Source organism: Methanoregula sp. (genome assembly GCF_023227875.1).
In the GTDB taxonomy this organism is placed as follows: domain Archaea; phylum Halobacteriota; class Methanomicrobia; order Methanomicrobiales; family Methanospirillaceae; genus Methanoregula.
In genome coordinates this window covers 119,743-140,462 of sequence record NZ_JALOCH010000005.1, presented here as the reverse complement: position 1 = coordinate 140,462, position 20,720 = coordinate 119,743, and the positions used below count along the sequence as shown (strand labels likewise).

At 58.6% G+C, this 20,720-nt stretch carries 18 protein-coding genes; 10 read left to right on the top strand and 8 right to left on the bottom strand.

Features of this window, described 5'->3' with window-relative positions; translation table 11 throughout:
* Nucleotides 1-103 precede the first annotated feature (103 nt).
* The 3 genes from M0R30_RS06990 (at nt 104) to M0R30_RS06980 (ending at nt 3,645) form a co-directional block, all read left to right on the top strand.
* Complete coding sequence (locus M0R30_RS06990) at nt 104-952, top strand: hypothetical protein (protein ID WP_292545194.1); 849 nt, start codon at nt 104-106, stop codon at nt 950-952.
* Between the two features lie 783 nt (nt 953-1,735).
* A complete protein-coding gene (locus M0R30_RS06985) occupies nt 1,736-2,575 on the top strand; it encodes a deoxyribonuclease IV (RefSeq protein ID WP_292545191.1) in 840 nt (279 codons plus the stop codon).
* A 47-nt stretch (nt 2,576-2,622) separates the two neighbouring features.
* Nucleotides 2,623-3,645, top strand: a complete 1,023-nt coding sequence (locus tag M0R30_RS06980; RefSeq protein WP_292545188.1) for a CAP domain-containing protein — start codon at nt 2,623-2,625, stop codon at nt 3,643-3,645.
* Between the two features lie 49 nt (nt 3,646-3,694).
* On the opposite strand, the gene M0R30_RS06975 is transcribed toward M0R30_RS06980, so the two are convergent.
* The 6 genes from M0R30_RS06975 to M0R30_RS06950 are packed head-to-tail and all read right to left on the bottom strand — an operon-like array spanning nt 3,695 to nt 10,960.
* Nucleotides 3,695-3,898, bottom strand: coding sequence for a DUF2997 domain-containing protein (locus M0R30_RS06975; RefSeq protein ID WP_292545185.1), 204 nt, complete (start codon nt 3,896-3,898; stop codon nt 3,695-3,697).
* Nucleotides 3,899-3,915: 17 nt separating this feature from the next.
* Nucleotides 3,916-5,538, bottom strand: a complete 1,623-nt coding sequence (locus M0R30_RS06970; protein WP_292545181.1) for a hypothetical protein — start codon at nt 5,536-5,538, stop codon at nt 3,916-3,918.
* Between the two features lie 5 nt (nt 5,539-5,543).
* Nucleotides 5,544-8,348 carry a WD40 repeat domain-containing protein gene (locus M0R30_RS06965; RefSeq protein WP_292545178.1) on the bottom strand — a complete coding sequence of 935 codons (2,805 nt, stop codon included), beginning with the start codon at nt 8,346-8,348 and terminating at the stop codon, nt 5,544-5,546.
* A gap of 4 nt (nt 8,349-8,352) precedes the next feature.
* The gene (locus tag M0R30_RS06960) at nt 8,353-9,912 is read right to left on the bottom strand and encodes an AAA family ATPase (RefSeq protein ID WP_292545176.1); all 1,560 of its coding nucleotides are present in this window, start codon (nt 9,910-9,912) and stop codon (nt 8,353-8,355) included.
* A gap of 3 nt (nt 9,913-9,915) precedes the next feature.
* Nucleotides 9,916-10,314 carry a DUF1257 domain-containing protein gene (locus tag M0R30_RS06955; RefSeq protein ID WP_292545173.1) on the bottom strand — a complete coding sequence of 133 codons (399 nt, stop codon included), beginning with the start codon at nt 10,312-10,314 and terminating at the stop codon, nt 9,916-9,918.
* A gap of 4 nt (nt 10,315-10,318) precedes the next feature.
* Nucleotides 10,319-10,960, bottom strand: a complete 642-nt coding sequence (locus tag M0R30_RS06950; RefSeq protein WP_292545170.1) for a 4Fe-4S single cluster domain-containing protein — start codon at nt 10,958-10,960, stop codon at nt 10,319-10,321.
* Nucleotides 10,961-11,250: 290 nt separating this feature from the next.
* Between M0R30_RS06950 and endA the strand changes: the two genes are divergently transcribed.
* The 4 genes from endA to pheT are packed head-to-tail and all read left to right on the top strand — an operon-like array spanning nt 11,251 to nt 16,600.
* Nucleotides 11,251-12,261: a tRNA-intron lyase gene (endA, locus tag M0R30_RS06945; RefSeq protein WP_292545167.1), complete on the top strand. Its 1,011-nt coding sequence runs from the start codon at nt 11,251-11,253 to the stop codon at nt 12,259-12,261.
* A gap of 8 nt (nt 12,262-12,269) precedes the next feature.
* The gene (locus M0R30_RS06940) at nt 12,270-13,526 is read left to right on the top strand and encodes a tryptophan--tRNA ligase (RefSeq protein WP_292545164.1); all 1,257 of its coding nucleotides are present in this window, start codon (nt 12,270-12,272) and stop codon (nt 13,524-13,526) included.
* 1 nt (nt 13,527) lies between these two features.
* Nucleotides 13,528-14,970: a phenylalanine--tRNA ligase subunit alpha gene (locus M0R30_RS06935; RefSeq protein WP_292545158.1), complete on the top strand. Its 1,443-nt coding sequence runs from the start codon at nt 13,528-13,530 to the stop codon at nt 14,968-14,970.
* Nucleotide 14,971: 1 nt separating this feature from the next.
* Nucleotides 14,972-16,600: a phenylalanine--tRNA ligase subunit beta gene (gene pheT, locus M0R30_RS06930; protein WP_292545155.1), complete on the top strand. Its 1,629-nt coding sequence runs from the start codon at nt 14,972-14,974 to the stop codon at nt 16,598-16,600.
* Here pheT and hisF read toward each other — a convergent pair.
* Nucleotides 16,569-17,375: an imidazole glycerol phosphate synthase subunit HisF gene (gene hisF, locus M0R30_RS06925; RefSeq protein WP_292545152.1), complete on the bottom strand. Its 807-nt coding sequence runs from the start codon at nt 17,373-17,375 to the stop codon at nt 16,569-16,571. The two genes, pheT and hisF, sit on opposite strands and share 32 nt — an antisense overlap.
* Nucleotides 17,376-17,519: 144 nt before the next feature.
* Between hisF and M0R30_RS06920 the strand changes: the two genes are divergently transcribed.
* Entirely contained in the window at nt 17,520-18,746 is a 1,227-nt protein-coding gene (locus M0R30_RS06920; protein WP_292545147.1) for an adenosylhomocysteinase, read from the top strand.
* Between the two features lie 27 nt (nt 18,747-18,773).
* Here the strand turns inward: M0R30_RS06920 and M0R30_RS06915 are convergent, their stop codons facing one another.
* Nucleotides 18,774-19,622 (bottom strand): DNA glycosylase, encoded by an 849-nt coding sequence (locus M0R30_RS06915; protein ID WP_292545143.1) that lies wholly within the window; start codon nt 19,620-19,622, stop codon nt 18,774-18,776.
* A 163-nt stretch (nt 19,623-19,785) separates the two neighbouring features.
* Between M0R30_RS06915 and M0R30_RS06910 the strand changes: the two genes are divergently transcribed.
* Together M0R30_RS06910 and M0R30_RS06905 are read left to right on the top strand one after the other, a co-directional pair.
* Nucleotides 19,786-20,115: a hypothetical protein gene (locus tag M0R30_RS06910; protein WP_292545140.1), complete on the top strand. Its 330-nt coding sequence runs from the start codon at nt 19,786-19,788 to the stop codon at nt 20,113-20,115.
* 38 nt (nt 20,116-20,153) lie between these two features.
* Nucleotides 20,154-20,642 (top strand): hypothetical protein, encoded by a 489-nt coding sequence (locus M0R30_RS06905; RefSeq protein ID WP_292545137.1) that lies wholly within the window; start codon nt 20,154-20,156, stop codon nt 20,640-20,642.
* The last annotated feature ends 78 nt before the right edge of the window (nt 20,643-20,720 follow it).

Below are 20,720 nucleotides of genomic sequence, written 5' to 3'. Positions count from 1 at the left end.
ATGGTTGGCGTGCCGGTAAAAAAAGCGTGCGTGCCACACACGGTCTTTTTATCCTCGCACGGTAATTCTCGTTATAGAACCTAAAAAAAGGAGTCATGCAGGAATGAACCAGCTTACAAAAACCATCCTCATCTCTGCCTTTATCATGTGCCTGTGCGTGCTGCCGGCGGCAGCGGTTGTCCAGGAAGTCACGGTGAAGGGTACGGTATCGGCGATCAACAAGGAGGAGAGCACCTTAACGATTGCAGACCCGCTCCAGTATGGGTGCTCCTACCCGGCCAGCGGAGGCCCGGTCTGCTCGTACATGGCAATGGACGTGACCACCCTTACCGGAAACGTGCCAAGCGAGAGTGCCTGGACGCTCTTCAAGACCGGCGATACGGTCGTTGCCACGAGCCTTGGCGGCGCGGGAGGGTCCTGGATCACGATAGCGAAGCTGTATAATTCGCTCCCGGTCGGGGAGTACGTGACCAGCCTGGTCGGGGACCCCGGTGCGATCCCGACCCCGCTTGTTGGCAATTATGCGGTAGACACAATTACGGTTCCCGACTGTACTTCCTGTTCCGGGACCACCTGCAAGGCAACAACATCCACCGTCTTTGTCCTGAGCAGCGGAACACGGGTATTTGAAGAGACCCTTGCTCCGCGCCAGGTGATGCTGTACAATGGCAGGAACGACGGTTCCAGCGTGGAGGTTACGTTCGTGAAAGGCGAGGCGTCTTCAGACACCTGTGCGGGGAGGACCGGCATGACGGGCATGCAGCCGGTCTCGGTCTATATCGTCAATGTTGTGCCGCCAGTAGGTTTTGACCAGCAGTTCATCACGACCCCGACAACCGCCACTCCCGAACCGACCCTACCAGTCCCGACTACCCATTCCGGCAACCTGCCGCTTGCCGTGATCGGGGCAGCCGGTCTTGGTGCAGCACTGCTTGCGCTCCGCAGGAAATAATCTCTTTTTTTGGCTCTGTTGAAACCCTTAGTCGGCTATGTAAATACTGTTTCGGTGGAGCAAAGCTCCTATTTGAATTCGAAGGAGTTTCACGAGAATGCTCTGACAATGTGAGCATCCCCACCCCCTACGGGGGTCGCTCGGGCGCCTCGTCGGGCCCTCGCTGGGCAAGATGGTTAATCGGAAAATATGTATGCCGGAAGGAGGTCAAGGGGTGCTCCCCTTGGGCTGCCTCCCCCTTTGGGGGAGAGAGGGGGTCACCCTCATAACTACCACAGAGGATTCCCAACTTGTGTATAAATTGAGGATTTCAACAGAGCCCTTTTTTTCTTAAGAGGACTATTTTAACCCCAATTGTGATGGGGGGTAGCTCCCCCTCCCTTATTGGCAGGTACCCCCATGACCCTGTTCAAAAAACCGGAGGGGGGTCCCCCTACCTACCCCTCCCTGGTCCGGAGGGGTACCCCCCCCTCCTTTTCCTGCATGATCATTCGTGATAGTTCCCGTGAAGTGAACCCCTTGTGGGTGAACTTTGAGAAGAACCACAGGGGATTCTTCGTAGGACTTCAGATGGAGAATGGATTTCCCGGCACTTCCGGAAAAAATGGTTGAGGGGGCCCCCCCTCCCGTACTCTGTGGGATAGCTACCCCTCCCCTGAGTGGGGGGTGTCCCTGATGCCGGATCCGGCCCGGGATCCCGGGAGGGGGTACCCCCCTCCCCAATCACAACCCCCAAATACCCCTGCATCCGATTCCTGATCTGATGATCCAGGAGTGCAGTGCATGGTGAAGGTCGGGGTCCATGTATCGATCGCCGGGTCGCTCGACCTTGCGGTAGACCGGGCAAAGGACGCCGGGTGCGATGTCTTCCAGATGTTCTCGCGGAACCCGCGGGGATGGGGGTACCAGCCGGTTGCGAGCGATGTTGCGGAAACCTTCCGGGCCAAGTGCCGGACAACCGGTCTCATCCCGGTTGACCACATGCCCTACCTGCCCAACCTTGCCTCGCCCAAACCGGAGGTCTGGGACAAATCGGTTGCAACCCTCACGGCCGAACTCGGCCGGTGCGGGATGCTGGGAATCCCGTACCTCGTGACCCACCTCGGCCACCATCTCGGCGACGGGATCGCGGGTGGTCGTGCCCGGGTGATCGCCGCGATCAACACGGCGCTCGGCGCATCGGACAATTCCGTGCAGCTGCTCCTTGAGAACACTGCCGGAGAAAAGAACAGCGTGGGCAGCAGTTTCGAACACATCCGGGGGATCATGGACGGGATCGATGAGAAGGAACGGATCGGGATCTGCTTTGACACCTGCCACGCGTTCGCGGCGGGGTACGAGCTGCGGACCGACGAGGGGATTGCCGGGACGCTCTCCCAGCTTGACGAGCAGGTCGGCTTAAAGAACCTTAAGGTCATTCACCTGAACGATACCAAAGGCGACCGGGGCAGCGGCCTTGACCGGCACGAGCACATCGGTCTCGGGTTCATCGGGGAGGACGGCTTCCGGCGCATCCTCCACAACAGGGTCTTTTCTGCCCTCCCGCTCATCTGCGAGACACCTGTTGACGAGCGGCGGGACGACCGGGGCAATATCCGGGCCGTGCGGGACCTTGCCCGGTAATTTGTGCAATACGTTTTTTCCCTTGCGGGTGCCATGCACATCATACCATGGTGCGCATCACCTGTCCGAAATGCGGTGCGGGTACGGATAACCCGGCACAAAAGTTCTGTACCCAATGTGGTTCACAACTGCCTGCCCTGCCGGCTCCTGCCGGTAAAATTGCAGGAATTCCGGCATGGGCAATTGCCGGTGCCGTGATCCTTGTCGTGATCGTGGCTCTCGCGATCCTGTCGCCGCTTCTTATGCAGGTGATATCCGGCAGCACCTCATCTGCCGGGGCAGCCGGTACCGGGCAGGTACAACCGGTGCCCGGATCAACAACCGCAACTCCACTTCCGGTGACAACACAACCTGCGGTGACCACGCTTCCAGCAACCCCGGCGACAACGGCCACGACCCCGCCGACTACCGTCACCCGGACAACAAAGGTCACTACGCGCCCGACAACTGCGGCAACCACCATTGCCACTACCGTGATCACGGTAACTCCGGAGCCGGAGGGAACGACCCTGATCACGATGTCCGTCACCTCCATCCCGGCACAGCCCCCGTCGGATTCGTACACCAGCGCAACGCCGGGAGCGCCCGCCCTCGATCCCTCTGCTCTCGAAACGCGGATCCATGAACTGATCAATGTCCAGCGCCAGCAGAACGGGCTCTCGACCCTCTCCTATGATTCGTTCCTCGCGGATATCGCACGGGGACACAGTTACGATATGGTGCTCCGGAACTTCTTCGAGCACGAGAACCCTGACGGGCAGAATGCACGTGCCCGCGGGGACGAAGCCGGGTATCCCTGCGTCCGTGATTTCGGGACGTACTATACCGAAGGGATCTCCGAGAACCTGTACCAGGGATACCGGTATAACACCTACCTCACGGCGCCGAACGGGACCATCGTGCAGTACAACTGGAACACGGTGGAACAGATCGCAAACCAGGCCGTGGGCGGGTGGATGAACAGCTCGGGACACCGCGACAATATCCTTGATTACCGTCTCCGGCAGGAAGGGATCGGCGTCGCATTCTCTGCCGACGACAGGATCTACGTGACCGAGAACTTCTGCTGACCCCCGCCCTGCACCTTTCAGGCACCAAAAATTAACGGTGAACGGATGATTACCGGAGGCCGAGCCACTGGTGCTCCTGCACATCAACCGGCTGTTCGTAGTATGCCGGTGAATAGACCCGCTCCTCTACAATGCCCGTGGCGTCCTCAATGTTTTTCGTAAGCGCCAGGCAGTCAGCGCCGTGGGCCCCGTTCACTTTCACCTGTATTCTTCCTTCGTTGTCGATCGTGATCTCCATTTCCTGCATTTCCATGGTCTCTTCTCCTTTTGTTATACCAGTTTATGGACTGGTGCATCTTTCTTCACAAGTTTCCCGGTCGCAAGGTCGCGTGCCGTTACGCACAGGTGTTTCTCGCGGTCGAGCGTGAACGTCAGCTCGAACCGCGGCTCTCCCTTCAGTGCCGGTGGGTCTGCGGCAAGCAGTGTCGGCATCCGCCCATTGACCGGTACCGGCCTGCTCTCTGTTCCGGCATCCTCCGCCGGTCCGGCGATCCGGACCCCTCCGGCAGGGTCCGAGACCAGTTCGAGGGCAGGTGTGCCGGGGTCCGGCGAAACACTGAACTCGTACAGCGGGATGCCGAGCCGGGTCTGGCCGTCGTACGCGGCACTGATGGTGATCCGCGCCACCTGGCCGGCACTCGGGTACCGGGCCCCGCTGCGCACGAGGAACCGGTACCGGTGTTCCCGTGCAGCCGGGTCCCAGTACCGGAGCGCGTAATCGTTCCTGATCCGGTCGGGCCTGTCTGCACGGGATGTGAACAGCACGGCGCCCCGGGCAACCGCATCGAACGGGCGATCGCACAGGACGGGAACACCGGAAAAATGCACTTTTACCCGTTCCTGTACCGCGGGAATTGAAGACCCCCTGCCGGTCATCAGCACCGCAGTGGGTGTTTCGTCCGCATATCCGTGTGAGCGTGCAGCAGCCCATGCACGGCTGATTGTCCGGTCCAGGGTTGCCGGAAATTCGTGTTCCGCAACGATCCGGCCAAGGTCGGCACGGGCAATGCCGGCGGAAATTGTTGTCCCGGATGCCGTGTCCGTGATGTCGAGAACAGCCTCGCCGGTATCGGCCAGTTGTCCGTATACTTCCCCCATCCTCTTCAGGATCGTATCACGTATCCTTTCGGTTCTGGCTCCGGTGAACTTCAGGCCGGTTCCGGCCAGCATATCCTGTGCAATCCAGGTGTCGATCGCCCGGCACCCCGTATCGTCGCCGGCCTGCCCTGCAACCCGCAGCCCCCCGGCGGATGGGGGCGTGGATGCGTCCTGGCCCCGAACAATGGACACCGAAAGGTCTGTCTCGTCGAAATGTATGATTATGAACACCTGCCCCCCGTTAACCGGCTGCTCGTACCCGGCAACCGTGGCAGTGAGTTCATCGAGGGTATTCCATGATACGAGGCCGGTGGCACCGGCAATACTCCCAAGCCACCCGGCATACCATTCCGGCGCACCCGATGGCAGGGAAAAGATCACTTCGGGGTACCCGGGGCCCTCCTTTTGTGCCCGGGCAAGGACGGTAGTGAGGAGATCCGTTGCCGCATCGCGGAACGTGACCTGGCGGTGAGGACCGGCTGGTATCCGTACCGGGCTCTCTTCCAGCAGGTAGTTGCGGATCCACCGTGCGGTGCCCGGATCGTCGGAACGACCGGCCTGTATCACCTCATCTCCGATTGTCGATGTCCCGTCACGATCATAGCAGACCTGCACCGGCACCCCGTGGACAGGCCCCGTCCCTCCCGCACCGGGCAGTACCTTCGACCAGCCGGGAAACTCCAGTGTCCGGAACCCGGGTCCCTCCGGCCCCCCAACTCCTATGATCAGGAACCCGTTCCCGAAGTCCACCCCGAGGCGGGCGGCTGGCTGGTGAGAGTGTACGTACTTGTCCATTACGATCACCCGACAATCTGGATATCATAGATCCCGGCATCGCGAAATGCCGGGCAGAGCCCGATCTCGTTCTGGAACCGTATGGACAGGATATTATGGAGAAACCTCCACTGTGCCGCTATAGTCTCGGTACTGGCTTCCTGCTCGTATTCCCGGGCGAGAGTGAGATCTGCAAGGGTGGTCTGAGACAGGGGCCGCATGAAGGGAAGCCGGAAGATACGGATCATCCCGTCGATACCACTGGTAACAATCAAGTCTTCGTCCTGCACGATCGCTATTCCGGTTATTGCTCCTGCGTGGGCGGGAACTGTCCGGATGAGGGAACGTTCATGCACAGAATAGTATACGAGGGTGCCGGTATCGTATCCTGCCGCGATTGCGAGGCCGTCACCCGTGAAGGCAAGACCGGTGGGTTTTCCCGGGACCTGGGGGATCGTCCCGGCAGGTGTACCTTCCGGCAGGTTGTAGAGCCGGATCACGGGGTCCAGACCCGCGGTGGCAAGGAGGGTGCCGTCCTCGGAGATGGTACAACTGCTCACTTCTTTTCTGGCATCCCTGATAATAACCGGGTCCTTTTCCCCGTCAGGCTGCCAGATCCTGACGGTCGTATCGTTACTGGTCGTGACAAGGACCTGTCCTTTAGGATCAACGCAGCAGCAGGTGATGATGCTTGAATGCCCGTTCCTCGTCCCTGACAGGGTCCCGCCCGGCACGTCCCAGGACCTCGCAATGCCGTCCCACCCCCCGGAAATACAGGTGGTTGCATCCGGCATGAAGGCGAGGCACCGCACCGATGTTTTAAGACCTTCACACGTGGCGAGAAGACTGCCCTTTGCAAGGTCCCAGATGCGGACGCTTGAGTCGCTCCCGGCACAGGCGAGATATGTCCCGTCAGAGCTCATCACGAGGGCCCTGACGGAAGGTGTGTACATGTCAATGGACCTGATGAGGGTGCCGTCATCACGGGAGTATATACGGACCATGCCATCAGCAGTACCGGCAACAATCCCGGCATTGCCGGCCCCTGGTGAGATGGCGATGGCAGTGACGGCGCCGGCCGGACGCCTGAGCGTCCGGAGGAGTTCTCCTGAGGGGATGCTCCGGAGCGTGACTGCCCCCTCTCCTCCCGCAGTGGCGAGAAGGGCACCATCCGGGGAGATGGCACAGGCAGTGACCGGCTGTTTGTATCCCCGGAATTCTTTTACCGTCTCCCCGTTATGAATGCTGAAAAAATACGTCGTACCCTCATGACAGCCGGCAACGGCCAGGGTACTGTCCGGTGTAATCACACAACAGGTCGCGAGGCGGTTATATAAGGAAATTTCAGTGCAGGGGTTTTTCTCCAGTACGTTCCGGAACCGGAGGACGTGATCGTCGCTGCCAGTCGCCACGATCCGGTGATCGGCCGATATCGCATGGCAGGCTGCATGACCGGAGTGCCCGGTATATGTCCGCACGACTTCCCCGGTCTGCATATTCCTGAGTACCGGTAGGGAGCGTTCGTGTTCAACGAACAGGTGGCCTTCATGGACCGGGATAGCAAGGGTCAGGACCGCCTCACCGGTGCCCGGCACCTCCCACCGTACCCTGCCGGTTGCGTAATCCCGACAGGATACGGTGCCGTCAGCATGGCCGGCAACAATGGCCTCACCATCCGGTGCAGGAGAGAGTGCAGTCACCGGGGATGGATGTACCTGCATGGCCTGGATGGTCTTTCCCGTCCGGCACCCGATGCGGATGATCGTCCCGGCATGATCTCCGGCAATGATCTCATCGCCATTCCCGGAGACGATGATTGATGAGATCCGGTGGTTCTCGTCTGCATACGACCAGATGGTGTCCCCGGAAGGGATATCAGAACAGTGCAACGTCCCTTGATCCCCCCCCGTGATAAGGTACGTGTTGTCCGGTGTGAATGCAAGGAAACTGATCGATCCGGTGCCTGTTGCCGATGAGGTGAGGAGCCGGGCAGAGGATACCTGCCAGACCGCAATCTCCCCGTTACAATTTCCCGTGGCAAGGAGCGTCCCGTCCCGCGAGAAGGAGAGCCGCACGACACGACTGTCCTGGTCCCTGATGGTGACCAGCGGTCTTTCCGGTGCAGGGCTTGCCCATACATCCGGCAGATCGCGGACCAGTTCATCAAATACCTTGCGGGCATCGCCATCGGGTCTCCAGCCGGACCCTTTCATGTCGTTGAGAACAGTTATCGCCAGTGATGGCGGGGCAGAAACGACCAGTTGCCAGAGGTCGTCCCACGCCCCCTCACCAGTGAGACCGGAGAGGACCACCTCCCACTCGGAATATGACCAGGTCCCGGGATTACTTCCTGAACCGGCACCGGTCAGGGCATGTGCAAGAATCCTGCCCCTGCGGGAGTCTGAAGCGCTGCGGAGCGCCCGGGCTTTGATCCTTTCCGGTGCCGCAGTATATCCTCGTGAGAGGAGCGGATGATCTGTACCGGGATCAAACCTGCACAGGGCCTCTGCTTGTCCGGTGACATACAGGAAGAGTGCCTTTGATCCCGGCACCGAGGGCGTATATCGATGGGCAACGGCAAGTTCTTCGAGGGCCGGGTCTTCCCGGTCCAGCACTTCTCCGCAGAACACGTCGATTGCCTCCTGCGATGAAAGGGAGTTCAGCGCATCGAGCGCGATCGTACGGGCTTTATCATCGATGCTTGTTGAAGTAATCCCGACAAGATCGCGGACTGCCGGGATGTTCCCGTTTTTCACGGCTCCGGCAATTGCCCTCGCCGAACGCCGGCAGAGTAAGGGGCCGATGACCGGGACGTCGGGGGAGATCTTCATGTTTTTACGGGCGCCCGGTATCGAACGTTTCCAGTGCGATCGTTTTCCCGTTTGTCGCTGTCGCGGCAACCGTCCGTGACGCGGATTGGGCCCTCCCTTCCGCGAGCCAGGCCCGGAGCGCCGCGACCGTCTCACGCTGCGATACGGAAAGGGGGACCTGCGTCTTCATGCAGAGGAGGATGTCGGCCGTTGTTACCCGGCGCATGTTCTCGCTGAATGCCCGATACATCGCATCGATGATCGTCTGCTCGATCTCGGCCCCGACATAGCCCTCGCTCTCCCGGGCAAGGGTGTCGAGATCGAATTCAGCGGGGACGCACTTACGCTTCTTGAGGTGCACGGTGAATATTTCGCGCCGCTCTTCGAGTGTGGGCAGGTCAAGGAAGAAGATCTCGTCGAAGCGGCCCTTCCGCAACAGTTCCGGCGGGAGCGCAGCGATGTTGTTCGCTGTTGCCACGACAAAACAGGGCGATGTCTTGTCCTGCATCCAGGTGAGGAGGTGGGCAAAGACACGCTGGCTCGTGCCGGCGTCCCCGCTGCCGAACGCAAACGCCTTCTCGATCTCGTCCACCCAGAGGATGCACGGGCTGATCGTCTCGGCAAGCGAGAGGGCCCGGCGTGTCCTCTCCTCTGATTCCCCTACAAGGCTGCCGAAGAGCGCTCCCACGTCGAGCCTTAAGAGGGGGAGGTGCCAGAGGTCGGCGATCATTTTTGCCGTCAGGCTCTTTCCCGTGCCCGGGATGCCTATCAGCGCGATGCCTTTTGGCGACGGGAGCCCGAAGTCGCGTGCGTCCCTGGTGAACGCCCGCTCCCGGAGGCGGAGCCAGTCCTTGAGGACGGCAAGGCCCCCGACATTCTCCGAAGCCTCGGTATAACTGTAAAATTCCAGCGCGTCCGAGGTGCTCAGGATGTCCTTCTTGTCTGCGATGATCGTATCGATGTCCTGATCATCGAGTGTACCGCGGGTAACGATCGCCTTCGAGAACGCCCTTCGTGCCTGGTTGAGGGTCATTCCGAGTGCGGCCTGGATGATCTTTTCCCGGCCACCGGGTGAGAGTGAGCTGGTGATCCCGCTTGTGACCAGCAGGATATCGAGGTCGGCAGATAACTCGGAGGCCGTCGGGGGAGGGAAGTGGACGATTACCGCTTCATCGCGGATCTCTTCCGGAATCCGGGGTGTCGGGGTGACGATCACGATTGTTCTTCTGTTATATCGGAACTGCTGGGAGAAGTTGCGGATCCGTCGTTTCACCTGCGGGTTGTTCCAGTACTCGTGGAAATCCTTGAGGATGATCACCGCATCCTCCCCGGTCTTGACAATATCGTCAAGCGCCGTGAGCGGGTCCCGCGACTGGTTGAGGAAGTTTCTGTTACCTGCGATTACGGAAAACCCGTCAACGCTGTCCCACGCAATGCACTGGCGGGGAGGGTCCCATCGCTCGCAGACCTCCCGGATCTGCGATACCACCCGCTCCTCTTCCGGGGTGATCACGACAACGAGGGTAACCCGGGCCCGGAGCGATATGTTGAGTTTGCGCGAGAAATCGGGTTCAGCAAGTTGCATGGTTCACTTCCACCTCCTGACAACAATCCGCACGGTCCCGTCCTGCTCCTCGGTCTCGGATACCAGTTCAAAGCCGTCGGCTATGGCCTGTTCAAGCACCATCTTTTTTGCGTACTCTTTCTGGATCGTCTCTGCCTGTCTCTTCAGCTCTTCAGCGATCTTCTTTTCACCTTTGCCGGAGACACCATACCAGTCGGCTACCAGATCGTAGGTACCTTCGGGATTTTTTACAAACCCAAGACCGTACCCCCCGGCATTCTTCACGGCGATATCCACGTTATGCTGGCCGTGGTATCCCCTGATGGTCGTATCAATCTCTACAGTATATCCGAGATCCTGCATGCACTGGATCAGTGCCTCGCGGTGCCGGAACGTTGTCCTGATGCGGCTGAAATGCGACATCGCATCACACCCCCCGGCAGCGTGAGGCGATCTGCCGGACCATCGGGAGCCTGGGAAAACCGGTGGTCGTTACAATCCCATCAGGTGCAATGGAAAACTCGATCAGCTCACCCGGGATCTGCCCATGCGGGGATTCCGGAAGGATTCTTCCGGTTAATGGAATGACCTGCTGGTTCGCTGACCCCATATACGGGTCATTACAGGCCATGTTTTCCACATACGGGCCGGCGATGAGGAGGTCCGTGACAGCGAGAAGCCGGTTCACGGCGGGATCGGCGCGGGTGGTGAGTTGTTCGCAGGTATACCCGGTATACGTGACGATGGTGAGCCCTGCGTCCCTTACCTGCTCTCCCACGCATGCAAGTGCCCCTGCCTGTGCAAAGGGCTCCCCGCCGGAGAACGTGACGCCATCGATACCTTCGGTTGCGAGGACCCGTGCGACAAGCTCATCTGAAGAAACTGTTGTTACCGGAGAAAAGGACCAGGACGCCGGGTTGAAACACCCTCTGCACCGGATCGGGCACCCCTGCACCCAGATGACGGCCCGGGTGCCGGGACCATTTGTGTCTGACCGTGCAAGAAAACCCGCAAGGTTGAGCACGCTCATGCGTCGGCATCCGGGGTCGTTGATCTGATGCACCATCATTTTTCCGCCACTGGTTATTGGCTGCTTAAATGATTCCGGTGTGGGTGATCGATGTACCTGATAGTATTACCCAAATATTCCCGGAATGAAAATCACCCTCGGGGACGTGCAATTAAGCATACTTATGAGATACGATCTGACTATACAAGTTCGATTTTCACCTTTTAATAGGCATTGATCCGACATTTTGTAATTCATAAGGATTTCGATCTCCGGGTGCGGGGACGCGCACAGGACACCGCCTCGTCTTCCCGCGCTCTTATTACCCTCCGGAAACAATAGATCTGGCAGTGAAGGCAACATTTGACGGCACGGTGATCCGTGTGGGAAAGGACGGACGCTCCCTGTACGAGCAGAGCGGGTACGGCCGGCCGGATGGCGATGGTCTTCGCCTGTCCCCCCAAGAGACACTCTACCTTATTCACCGCCAGAAGATCGACGTGCCGGGCTACACGTTCGACAGCCTCTTCTCAGAGTTTGCCAACCAGCCTGCGTTCATGCGCAGTTTTCTTGTGTACCGCGACCTCCGCGAACGGGGGTACGTAGTGCAGACCGGGCCGCACGACTTCCGTGTCTTCCGGCGCGGCGAGAAGCCGGGGAAGGGTGAGTCCCTCTATCTTGTCCGCGTCCTTTCCGAGCGCGATCCGATCCGGTTCGAGAAACTGATCGAGGAGGTGATCGCTTCGCGCAACATGCGCAAGCAGTACGTCCTGGCAGTGGTGGATGATGAGGAGGAACTCACCTACTACGAAATCAAGCTCCAGAAACTGGCAGATGCGTGTTCAGACCTCCCCGCCCTCGGCCGGCACAACGCGATGCTTGTCGGGAAGTCCGCGATGGTCCGGGTTGCAGCAGGATCCGATCTCGAACTGGCGGGTTACGGCAAGCGTCTCGACCCCGAACGGCTGATCCTCTCCCCCGTCGAACTCCTCTGCCTGATGGAGATGGGGACAATCACCCTGACACAGGGAACAGAAACCATCAGCCCGGCATCATTCCTTGAAATGGCATGCGAGACAGACAATGAACTGGCTGGAAAGATTGCGGTCTATACCGAGCTCCGCTCCCATGGCTATACTCCCCGCACCGGCTACAAGTTCGGGCACCACTTCCGGGTATACTGCGGCAAGAACGTCCACTCCGACCTGCTGGTCCATGCGGTTGAGAAGGAAGCGACCCTCCCGATGAGTGTCATCTCGCGTTCGGTCCGCATGGCGCACAGTGTCAAAAAGAAGATGTTCTTTGGCGCTGTACATTCTTCAGGAATCCAGTTCGTCGAATTCGCACGGATCAAACTGTGAGTACCATCATGCAGGAACCTCAGATCAATCCCTGGTCAAGCACGCCGTCCCTTGATATCGGGAAGACCTTTGCCGAGTTCGGTATCGAGCCCATTGCCCCGGTTATGGCAGAACTCCCGGAAATTCCCTACTTCATGCGACGGGGCATCGTTGTCGGGCACCGGGACTACCTCCCGATTGCCCGGGCAATCAGGAACAAGACCCCGTTCCATATCCTTACCGGGTTCATGCCGAGTGGGCACCCGCACCTCGGCCACCTGATGGTGATGAAGGAAGTGGTATGGCACGTACAGCAGGGTGGCAACGGCTACATCACCATCGCCGACCGGGAGGCCCACGCGGTCCGGGGGCTCTCGTGGGAGAAGTGCAACGAGTTCGGGAAGGAGTACCTCTCGTGCCTGTATGCCCTTGGGTTTGAAGGTGAGACATTCTTCCAGAGCAGGAACAACCGGCTCAAGGACCTTGCGTTCGAGGCGGCGACCAAGGTGAACTTCTCGGAACTCACAGCAATTTACGGGTTCGGCCCCGACACCGACCTCGCCCACGCGGATGCCGTGATTACTCAGGTCGCGGATATCCTCTACCCCCAGATCGACCGCGAGCCGGCACCCACGGTCGTGCCGGTCGGGATCGACCAGGACCCGCATATCCGGCTTACCCGCGGGATCGCTCACAAGATGCGGATGTTCACGGTGGAGGAACGCGACGGCTACATCAGCGTCCGGTCGAAGAATGCCCCCGAGGCGGCGCTGGAAGCCGTAAAGAAGGCGTTCCCGCACGCGAAGAAATACGAGGGGCATGTCGACATCAGGGGTGCGCAGTGCACCGATGTATCGGCAAAAGTCCGGGAGGTCGAGAAGGCGCACGGGGGTTTTGCGTTCTTTACCCCCTCATCCACCTACCATATATTCATGCCCGGATTGACCGGCGGCAAGATGTCCTCGAGCATCCCGGAGAGCATTATCTCTTTCTACGAGCCCGAGGCGGTGGTGAGAAAGAAGGTGATGAGCGGGATCACCGGCGGGAGGATGACCTTAGATGAGCAGAAGCGCCTTGGCGGCGAGCCGGACAAATGTTCGGTCTATCTCCTCAACCTCTTCCACATGGTGACCGATGATGCGGAGCTGGCAGAGATCCGGCGGAAGTGCATGGCCGGGGAAGTCACGTGCGGCCAGTGCAAGAAAGAGACTGCGGAACGGGTAGTTGCATTCCTGAAGGATTTCAGGGAGAAGATGGACGCGGCGGCAGACAGGATTACGGTGTGATATGGTGGAACTGACGCAGAACGAGAAACGGTTGCTTGCAACGCTTGAGAAGGAACAGAAGGCGGATGCGGAGCACCTCGCCTCCGTCATGGGTGCGACCCCGGAGGCAGTCGTACAGTGGGCGCACCTTGCAGGAGACAAGGGGCTTGCCGGCGTTGAACGCATTGTTGAAAAGACGTTCGTGTACACGGATGAAGGGAAAGCGTATCTTAAAAACGGGCTTCCCGAGACACAGCTCCTCCGGTTCGTCCTGCCGGGAACGCAGCTTGTCGATCTCCAGAAGCATGACGTGTTTAAGATCGGTTTTGGCCAGTTACGCAAGAAGGGGCTCGTAAACGTTGAAGGGACATCGGTGACAAAAACACCGGGGACTTCAACCGATGCGGATGAAGCCGCCCTCAAAAACCCGTCTGCCTCTGACCCGAAGACAAAGGACCTGATCAAGCGCGGGATCCTGCAGGAGTCGGAGACGGTCAGGTACGTGATCTCTGCAACGCCGGAGGGGCTTCGTCTCGCTGTAAAGGGTCTTGACCTGCGGGAGGAGACCGGCACCCTCACCCGCGAGCAGATCATCTCGGGCGCATGGAAGACCGCAAACCTCCGCCGGTACGATGTCTCCAAGCTCCCGAAGAAGGCGTACCCCGGCAAGATCCACCCGTACCAGAGGATCATCGGCGAGATGCGGGAGATCCTTCTTGAGATGGGATTTACGGAACTCTACGGTGACATTGTCCAGCAGTCTTTCTGGAACTTCGACGCTCTCTTCCAGCCGCAGGACCACCCGGCCCGCGAGATGCAGGACACCTTCTACCTGAAAGAGACCCTCCCGCTCCCGGAGGGGTACGAGAAGGTGAAGGCGATGCACATCTCTGGCGGGGATACGTCTTCGACCGGCTGGGGCGGAGTCTGGAAGGAGGAGAAGGCCGAACAGTGCGTGCTCCGCACCCACACGACGAGCCTCTCCATCCAGTACCTTGCACAGCACCCCAACCCGCCCGTTAAGGCCTTCGCGGTCGGCAGGGTCTACCGGCGCGAGACGATCGACACAACGCACCTTGCCGAGTTCGAGCAGCTCGAAGGGATCGTCATGGACGAGAACGTCACGTTCGGGAACCTGCTCGGGATCCTCCGGGAGTTCTACAACCGCATGGGTTTCGAGAGCGTCCGGTTCAAGCCCTCGTTCTACCCCTACACCGAGCCGAGCCTCGATGCCGAGGTGTATGTCGATGGGATCGGGTGGATCGAGATGGGCGGCGCCGGTGTCTTCCGCGAGGAGGTCACGGCCCCGCTCGGCATCAAGTATCCTGTCCTAGCATGGGGCCTTGGCGTGAGCCGGATCGCAATGCTCCGGCTGGGGCTCAAGGACCTCCGTCTCCTGCACAAGAGCGATGTCGCATTCCTGCGCGAGACGCCCTCGCTGCGTCCCACGAAAGGAGGGATCTGAGATGGCAGTCATCACGCTTCCCTACAAGTACCTTGAGCGGCTCACCCGCACTGACAAAAAGACGATCCTCGAAAAGGTTCCTCTCATCGGTTCGGATGTCGAGCGGATCGAGGAGGACCACGCGGACGTGGAGTTCTTCCCGGACCGGCCCGACCTCTTCAGCCCTGAAGGCGTGGCACGGGCCATGCGGGGATATCTTGGTATCGAGACCGGTCTGCCATCGTACCCGGTCAAGCCATCGGGGATCAAGTTCACCGTTGATCCCCAGCTTGCAGAGATCCGCCCCATTCTTGGGGCGGCCGTCATCCGCGGTGTGAAGTTCGATGACGAGTCGATCCAGAGCATCATGTCCCTGCAGGAATCGCTCCACTGGGCAGTAGGCAGGGGCCGGAGCAAGGTCGCGATCGGTATCCACGACATGGATACAGTCAGGCCGCCGTTCCACTACATCGCCTCGCCCCGCAGCCGGGGTTTCATACCTCTCGACTTCACCGGGAAGATGACGATGGATGAGATCCTCGAGAAACACCCGAAGGGCCGGGACTACGCGAAGATCGTTAAGGACTTCCCGCTCTTCCCGCTGATCGTCGACGATGACGATCACGTCCTCTCCTTCCCGCCGATCATCAACGGTGAGCGGACCCGGGTCACCATCGACACGAAGAACATCCTCCTTGACACGACCGGTACCGACAAGCGGGCGGTCAGCGTTGCCGTCAACATCATCTGCACGGCGATGGCCGAAGCCGGTGCGACAATCGAGAGCGTGGAGATTGGCGGGGTACAGACCCCGACTCTCGCCCCTGCCGAGCGTGTCGTGAGTGCCACGGAATGTTCCCGCATCCTTGGTGTTGACCTGACCCCTGCAACCATGTCAGAGTTCCTCAGGAAGATGCGTTTTGGCGCTGAACCGGCAGGTGCGGATAAGGTGAAGGTGCAGGTACCCTGTTACCGGGCCGATATCATGCATGACTGGGATCTCTTTGAGGACGTAGCGATTGCCTACGGCTATGACAAGCTCGAATCCCACCCTCCAAAGACCTTCACGGTAGGAAAGCCCCACCCGGTGCAGGCCAGTGTCGTCCTTGCCCGTGAGGCTTTTACCGGCCTCGGTTACCTTGAGGTGATGCCGTTCACCCTGACAAACGAGGATGTGCTGTACAAGCGGATGCAGCGTCCCGAAACAAAGGGTGTCCTTCACGTAATACACCCGATTAGTATCGAGAACACGGTGGTCAGGACCGAGCTCCTCCCCCTGCTCCTCGAATTCCTTACGATTAACCGGCACCGTGAGCTTCCGCAGCGCCTCTTCACCGTGGGCGATGTGGTGCTTGACTGCCGCACGCACCAGCAGGCGGCGGGTGTCAGCACTCACCCGGACGCGGACTTATCAGAGGCGTATGCGACCACCGATGCGGTGCTGCACGAACTCTCCATTGACTACACGGTCAGTGAATCGGCCGACCCGGCATTCATTGACGGACGCCGGGGCGATATTATGGTTAACGGGATAAAAGTGGGTGTCTTCGGCGAGATCCATCCCGCCGTGCTTCTCGCGTTCGAGCTTGAGCACTCTGTTGCAGCCTTCGAGTTCGACCTCAGAGCCGTACCGGGATACCCCGTCCTCTGAGATACTCTTTTACCTCTTTTATGGTAAATTCCCCGTAGTGGAAGACACTTGCCGCAAGGCAGGCATCGGCTTTTCCGCTTGTGAACCCGTCGTAGAAGTGTTCGAGAGTGCCAACGCCCCCGCTGGCGATGACCGGGATACCGGCCGCATCGGAAATAGCGGAGGTGATAGCAAGATCGAACCCGTTCTTGATACCGTCGGTCTCCATGCTCGTCAAGAGGATCTCGCCGGCACCTCGTTCCTCTGCCTCTTTTGCCCACGCGACCGCATCGATACCGGTAGGTTTGCTCCCGCCATAGATAACAATCTCATACCAGCACGTCCTCCCATCTTCAAGATGGACTGGGATCGCATTCTCATTGGGAGAAAAATTCCGGCGCACGTCCAAGGCACAGACAATGCACTGGGTACCGAATGCCTCGGCGCCCCGGGTGATGAGGGTCGGGTCGTGGACGGCGCTCGTGTTGAGACTCACCTTGTCAGCGCCGGCCCGGAGGATCTGCTGGATATCGTCAAGGGACTTGAGGCCGCCACCGACTGTCAGGGGGAGGAAGAGCTGGTCGGCTGCCCGCTGGATCAGCTCGATAATGATCCCCCGCTTCTCCCTGGAAGCCGTGATATCGAGGAACACCACTTCATCAGCTCCCTGTTCATTATACCGCCCGGCAAGCTCTACCGGGTCACCGGCATCCCGGAGCCCGAGGAAATTTGTCCCTTTCACGACCCTGCCGTCTTTCAGATCAAGGCAGGGGATGATCCGTCGCGTCAGCACCATTGGATACAGACTTGGGTGGCGGATACTATCTATATTTCCCAATTGCCGGTACGGCGCGGATTTATGTGCCCTGCCAACCCTATTTATAGGGTAGTCAGAATCCGGGTGGGCCTACTGTTGTTGCTCTCCCCAATGAGGATGTCCATGAACTCTGGAAAGCTGAAGATTGAATGGGCAGCGCAGTACATGCCGGTACTCGCCGCCATAAAAAAACAGTTCGTCAGGGAGAAACCCTTTGACGGCATGACAATCGGCATGGCGCTTCATGTCGAGGCAAAGACAGCAAACCTTGTCTCTACTCTCGCAGCCGGTGGCGCTGAAGTGCATATCACCGGGTGCAACCCGCTCTCCACGCAGGATGATGTGGCAGAAGCGCTCAGCCACGTGAAGAATGTCCACTGCTATGCAAAACGTGCCTGCACGACCGACGAGTATTATGCAGCAATCGACCAGGTCCTGGATGCAAAGCCGGTCATCACCATCGATGACGGCATGGACCTGATCCACTATATCCATACCAAGCGCCGCAACCTGATCAAGAAGGTCATCGGAGGGTGCGAGGAGACCACGACCGGTATCCACCGCCTCAAGGCAATGGCAGCCGAAGGTAAACTGGAGTTCCCCGTAGTCGCGGTCAACGATACCCCCATGAAACATTTCTTTGACAATGTCCACGGCACCGGGGAGAGTGTCCTCTCCTCGATCATGATCACGACCAACACCCTTCTTGCCGGGAAATACTTCGTGGTCGCCGGTTATGGGTACTGCGGTCGCGGTCTAGCCCGGAAGGCACACGGCCTCGGTGCCAAGGTCGTCGTCACCGAGATCGATCCCCGCCGTGCCCTCGAGGCGCACATGGACGGGTTCATGGTCATGTCCATGGAGGATGCAGCCGCCATCGGTGATATCTTTGTCACGACCACCGGCAACATGGGAGTCATTGCAGCAAAGCACTTCAGGAAACTGAAGAACGGGGCCATCCTCTCCAATGCCGGTCACTTCAATGTCGAGATCGATATCGACTGGCTCAGGAAGAATGCCGATAAGATCATCCAGCGCGATGGTATCGAGACGTTCATGCTCAAGGGAAAAGCAGTCCACGTACTTGCCGAGGGCCGGCTCGTCAACCTCGCCACCCCCAAGGGCATGGGCCACCCGATCGAGGTCATGGACCTGAGTTTTGCCCTGCAGGCGCTCTGCACCTTGTATATTGCAAAGAACGGGAAGAAGATGAAGGGTGGCGTTTATGATGTACCCAATGAGATCGATGAGCAGGTGGCAAACCTCAAGCTCTCTTCACTCGGGCTCTCGATCGACTCGCTCTCAAAAGAGCAGAAGAAATACAGCTGCAGCTGGGACATCGGGACGTAAAATCATTTTTTTAACAATACCTCTTTTTTATCCTTCCCTTGCAGCGTACAGGTATTCCTGCGCATACCCGCAATATTCCCCGAAATGCACCCGGGCGAACCGGCGGATCGTATCGTATTGCCTGCCGGTCAGGGGAGATCCCGTGCCAAGTCCGGGGAGATAGTGCTGCTGCATGATGCGCCGTATCCACACGTCGACCGGGAAGGCTTCGTACTTCTGGAACGCGAAGAGAAGAATACAGTCCGCCACCTTGGGGCCGATCCCCGGCAGGTCCATAAGTTCCCGCCGCGCTTCCTCATAGGGCAGGGCACTCATGGAGTCTTCCCATATCTTTCTGTCAGGAATGGCACATGCGGTCCTGAAAACATAGGGCTCACGGTATCCCAGTCTGCAGCAGGAGAGCGCACCCTGCTCCTCGCAGGAGATCGAGCCCGGATCCGGGAATGCATAGAATGTCTTTCCTTTGAATGCAATTTTTTGTCCAAACTTCTCAGATACAGCTGCGATCCTCCGACGGATTGTCGGGATATTGGAATTGGTCGCGATAGTATAGGATACGAGGCACTCCCATTTCGGCTGGCGGATCAGCCGCAATCCCTGGCACTTTTTGATCGCCGCGTGGATGAACGGATCGCAATCTATGGACGAAATGACCGGTTCCAGATCCACGTCAAGGGAGAAATATTCTGAAATAAACCGGGCAGGAGCTCCCTCGAATGTAAGCTTCCGGTTGTCCTGCCGTATCCGGATCACGTGGCTGCCCACGACCCCCCACCAGGTACCATCCTGATCGCGGTCCCAGCGGAATACCTGTCCGCAACCGAGGGTCTGATCCAGCGAGAACGGCTGATCCGGGGGAAGGGTAAGTACCGGCATGTGAAGACACCTTGGATCTCAGAGTATATTCTGTTATGGCTTCCCGCGTTTTAACTCCGTGGTACTGACATTCGTCGTGAGGCCTTGTGCAATAAAAAATCCGTGCACTCACTTTCGCGCTGGAACGGATAGCATTTTAATATATAAATCAATAGTTCTTGTCATGGAATTAGCAGAAACTCTCAGGACATTTATCGATGAAGGGGCAGACTGGGAACGCAAACACACCTCGGTCAAGGGCGTGTCGATCATCCGTCTCCCGGCGACCAAGAACCGTGCAGCGTCTCTTGCGATCGATTTCAACCCCATCGGGGCCAACGGCCTGCCGATGAAGAAAAAAGGGATCATGATCATGAACTCCGCAGAAATTGCCGCGTTCCGGGCCGCGTTCAACAATGAAAAGGTGGATGGTCTCGTTGCCGCGCTCGAAGAGGTCCTCCCGGAACGGAAGACTATGGGAAAACCGGCAAAGGCAGACGTCCTGCAGATCTGATCTTGGACCTTCCCAACTCCGCCAGGTAATATGGAGTGATGCCTATCAGGAAATCAATAGCGGTATTTCTTATCTTCCTCATTCTGGCTGTCACGACCTCGGGTTGTCTCGGTACCCGGACCCCGGTGACAGCAAGTCCTCCCCTCCCCATGGTTTTACTTGACTATCACCGTACCGGGGGGATTGCAGGTGTTGATGACCGTCTCGTCATTTTTAATAATGGTGCAGCCCTTATCGCGACGAGGTCGTTCAACCATGCATTTCAGGTAAACCAGTCTGAAATCGACCGTATTAACCATATTTTCGAACAGGCCGGGTTTGATACCCTGGAAGAGAATTATACGACCCCGTTCGGCGGGGCTGATTTCATGCGGTACAGCATCACGTACCAGAACAAGACGGTTATCACCGAAGATACTACGGTTCCCTATACGCTTCAGTCCGTCATCCGGGAACTGAATGCGCTCATGGGTACCGTCAGTAATCAGAATCCGATGTCAGGATCGCTTGCCGGTATCCTTCCCTGACACCTTTTTTCATTAAATTCATGAACATGCATTTTTTTGATGCATGTTTTTCACGCAGGAATAAATCTGTGCATACAG

Coding starts and splice junctions, on each gene's coding strand:
- M0R30_RS06990 (WP_292545194.1), top strand. CDS start 104: ATGAACCAGCTTACAAAAACCATCCTCATCTCTGCCTTTATCATGTGC.
- M0R30_RS06985 (WP_292545191.1), top strand. CDS start 1,736: ATGGTGAAGGTCGGGGTCCATGTATCGATCGCCGGGTCGCTCGACCTT.
- M0R30_RS06980 (WP_292545188.1), top strand. CDS start 2,623: ATGGTGCGCATCACCTGTCCGAAATGCGGTGCGGGTACGGATAACCCG.
- M0R30_RS06975 (WP_292545185.1), bottom strand. CDS start 3,898: ATGGAAATGCAGGAAATGGAGATCACGATCGACAACGAAGGAAGAATA.
- M0R30_RS06970 (WP_292545181.1), bottom strand. CDS start 5,538: ATGGACAAGTACGTACACTCTCACCAGCCAGCCGCCCGCCTCGGGGTG.
- M0R30_RS06965 (WP_292545178.1), bottom strand. CDS start 8,348: ATGAAGATCTCCCCCGACGTCCCGGTCATCGGCCCCTTACTCTGCCGG.
- M0R30_RS06960 (WP_292545176.1), bottom strand. CDS start 9,912: ATGCAACTTGCTGAACCCGATTTCTCGCGCAAACTCAACATATCGCTC.
- M0R30_RS06955 (WP_292545173.1), bottom strand. CDS start 10,314: ATGTCGCATTTCAGCCGCATCAGGACAACGTTCCGGCACCGCGAGGCA.
- M0R30_RS06950 (WP_292545170.1), bottom strand. CDS start 10,960: ATGATGGTGCATCAGATCAACGACCCCGGATGCCGACGCATGAGCGTG.
- M0R30_RS06940 (WP_292545164.1), top strand. CDS start 12,270: ATGCAGGAACCTCAGATCAATCCCTGGTCAAGCACGCCGTCCCTTGAT.
- M0R30_RS06935 (WP_292545158.1), top strand. CDS start 13,528: ATGGTGGAACTGACGCAGAACGAGAAACGGTTGCTTGCAACGCTTGAG.
- pheT (WP_292545155.1), top strand. CDS start 14,972: ATGGCAGTCATCACGCTTCCCTACAAGTACCTTGAGCGGCTCACCCGC.
- hisF (WP_292545152.1), bottom strand. CDS start 17,375: ATGGTGCTGACGCGACGGATCATCCCCTGCCTTGATCTGAAAGACGGC.
- M0R30_RS06920 (WP_292545147.1), top strand. CDS start 17,520: ATGAACTCTGGAAAGCTGAAGATTGAATGGGCAGCGCAGTACATGCCG.
- M0R30_RS06915 (WP_292545143.1), bottom strand. CDS start 19,622: ATGCCGGTACTTACCCTTCCCCCGGATCAGCCGTTCTCGCTGGATCAG.
- M0R30_RS06910 (WP_292545140.1), top strand. CDS start 19,786: ATGGAATTAGCAGAAACTCTCAGGACATTTATCGATGAAGGGGCAGAC.
- M0R30_RS06905 (WP_292545137.1), top strand. CDS start 20,154: ATGCCTATCAGGAAATCAATAGCGGTATTTCTTATCTTCCTCATTCTG.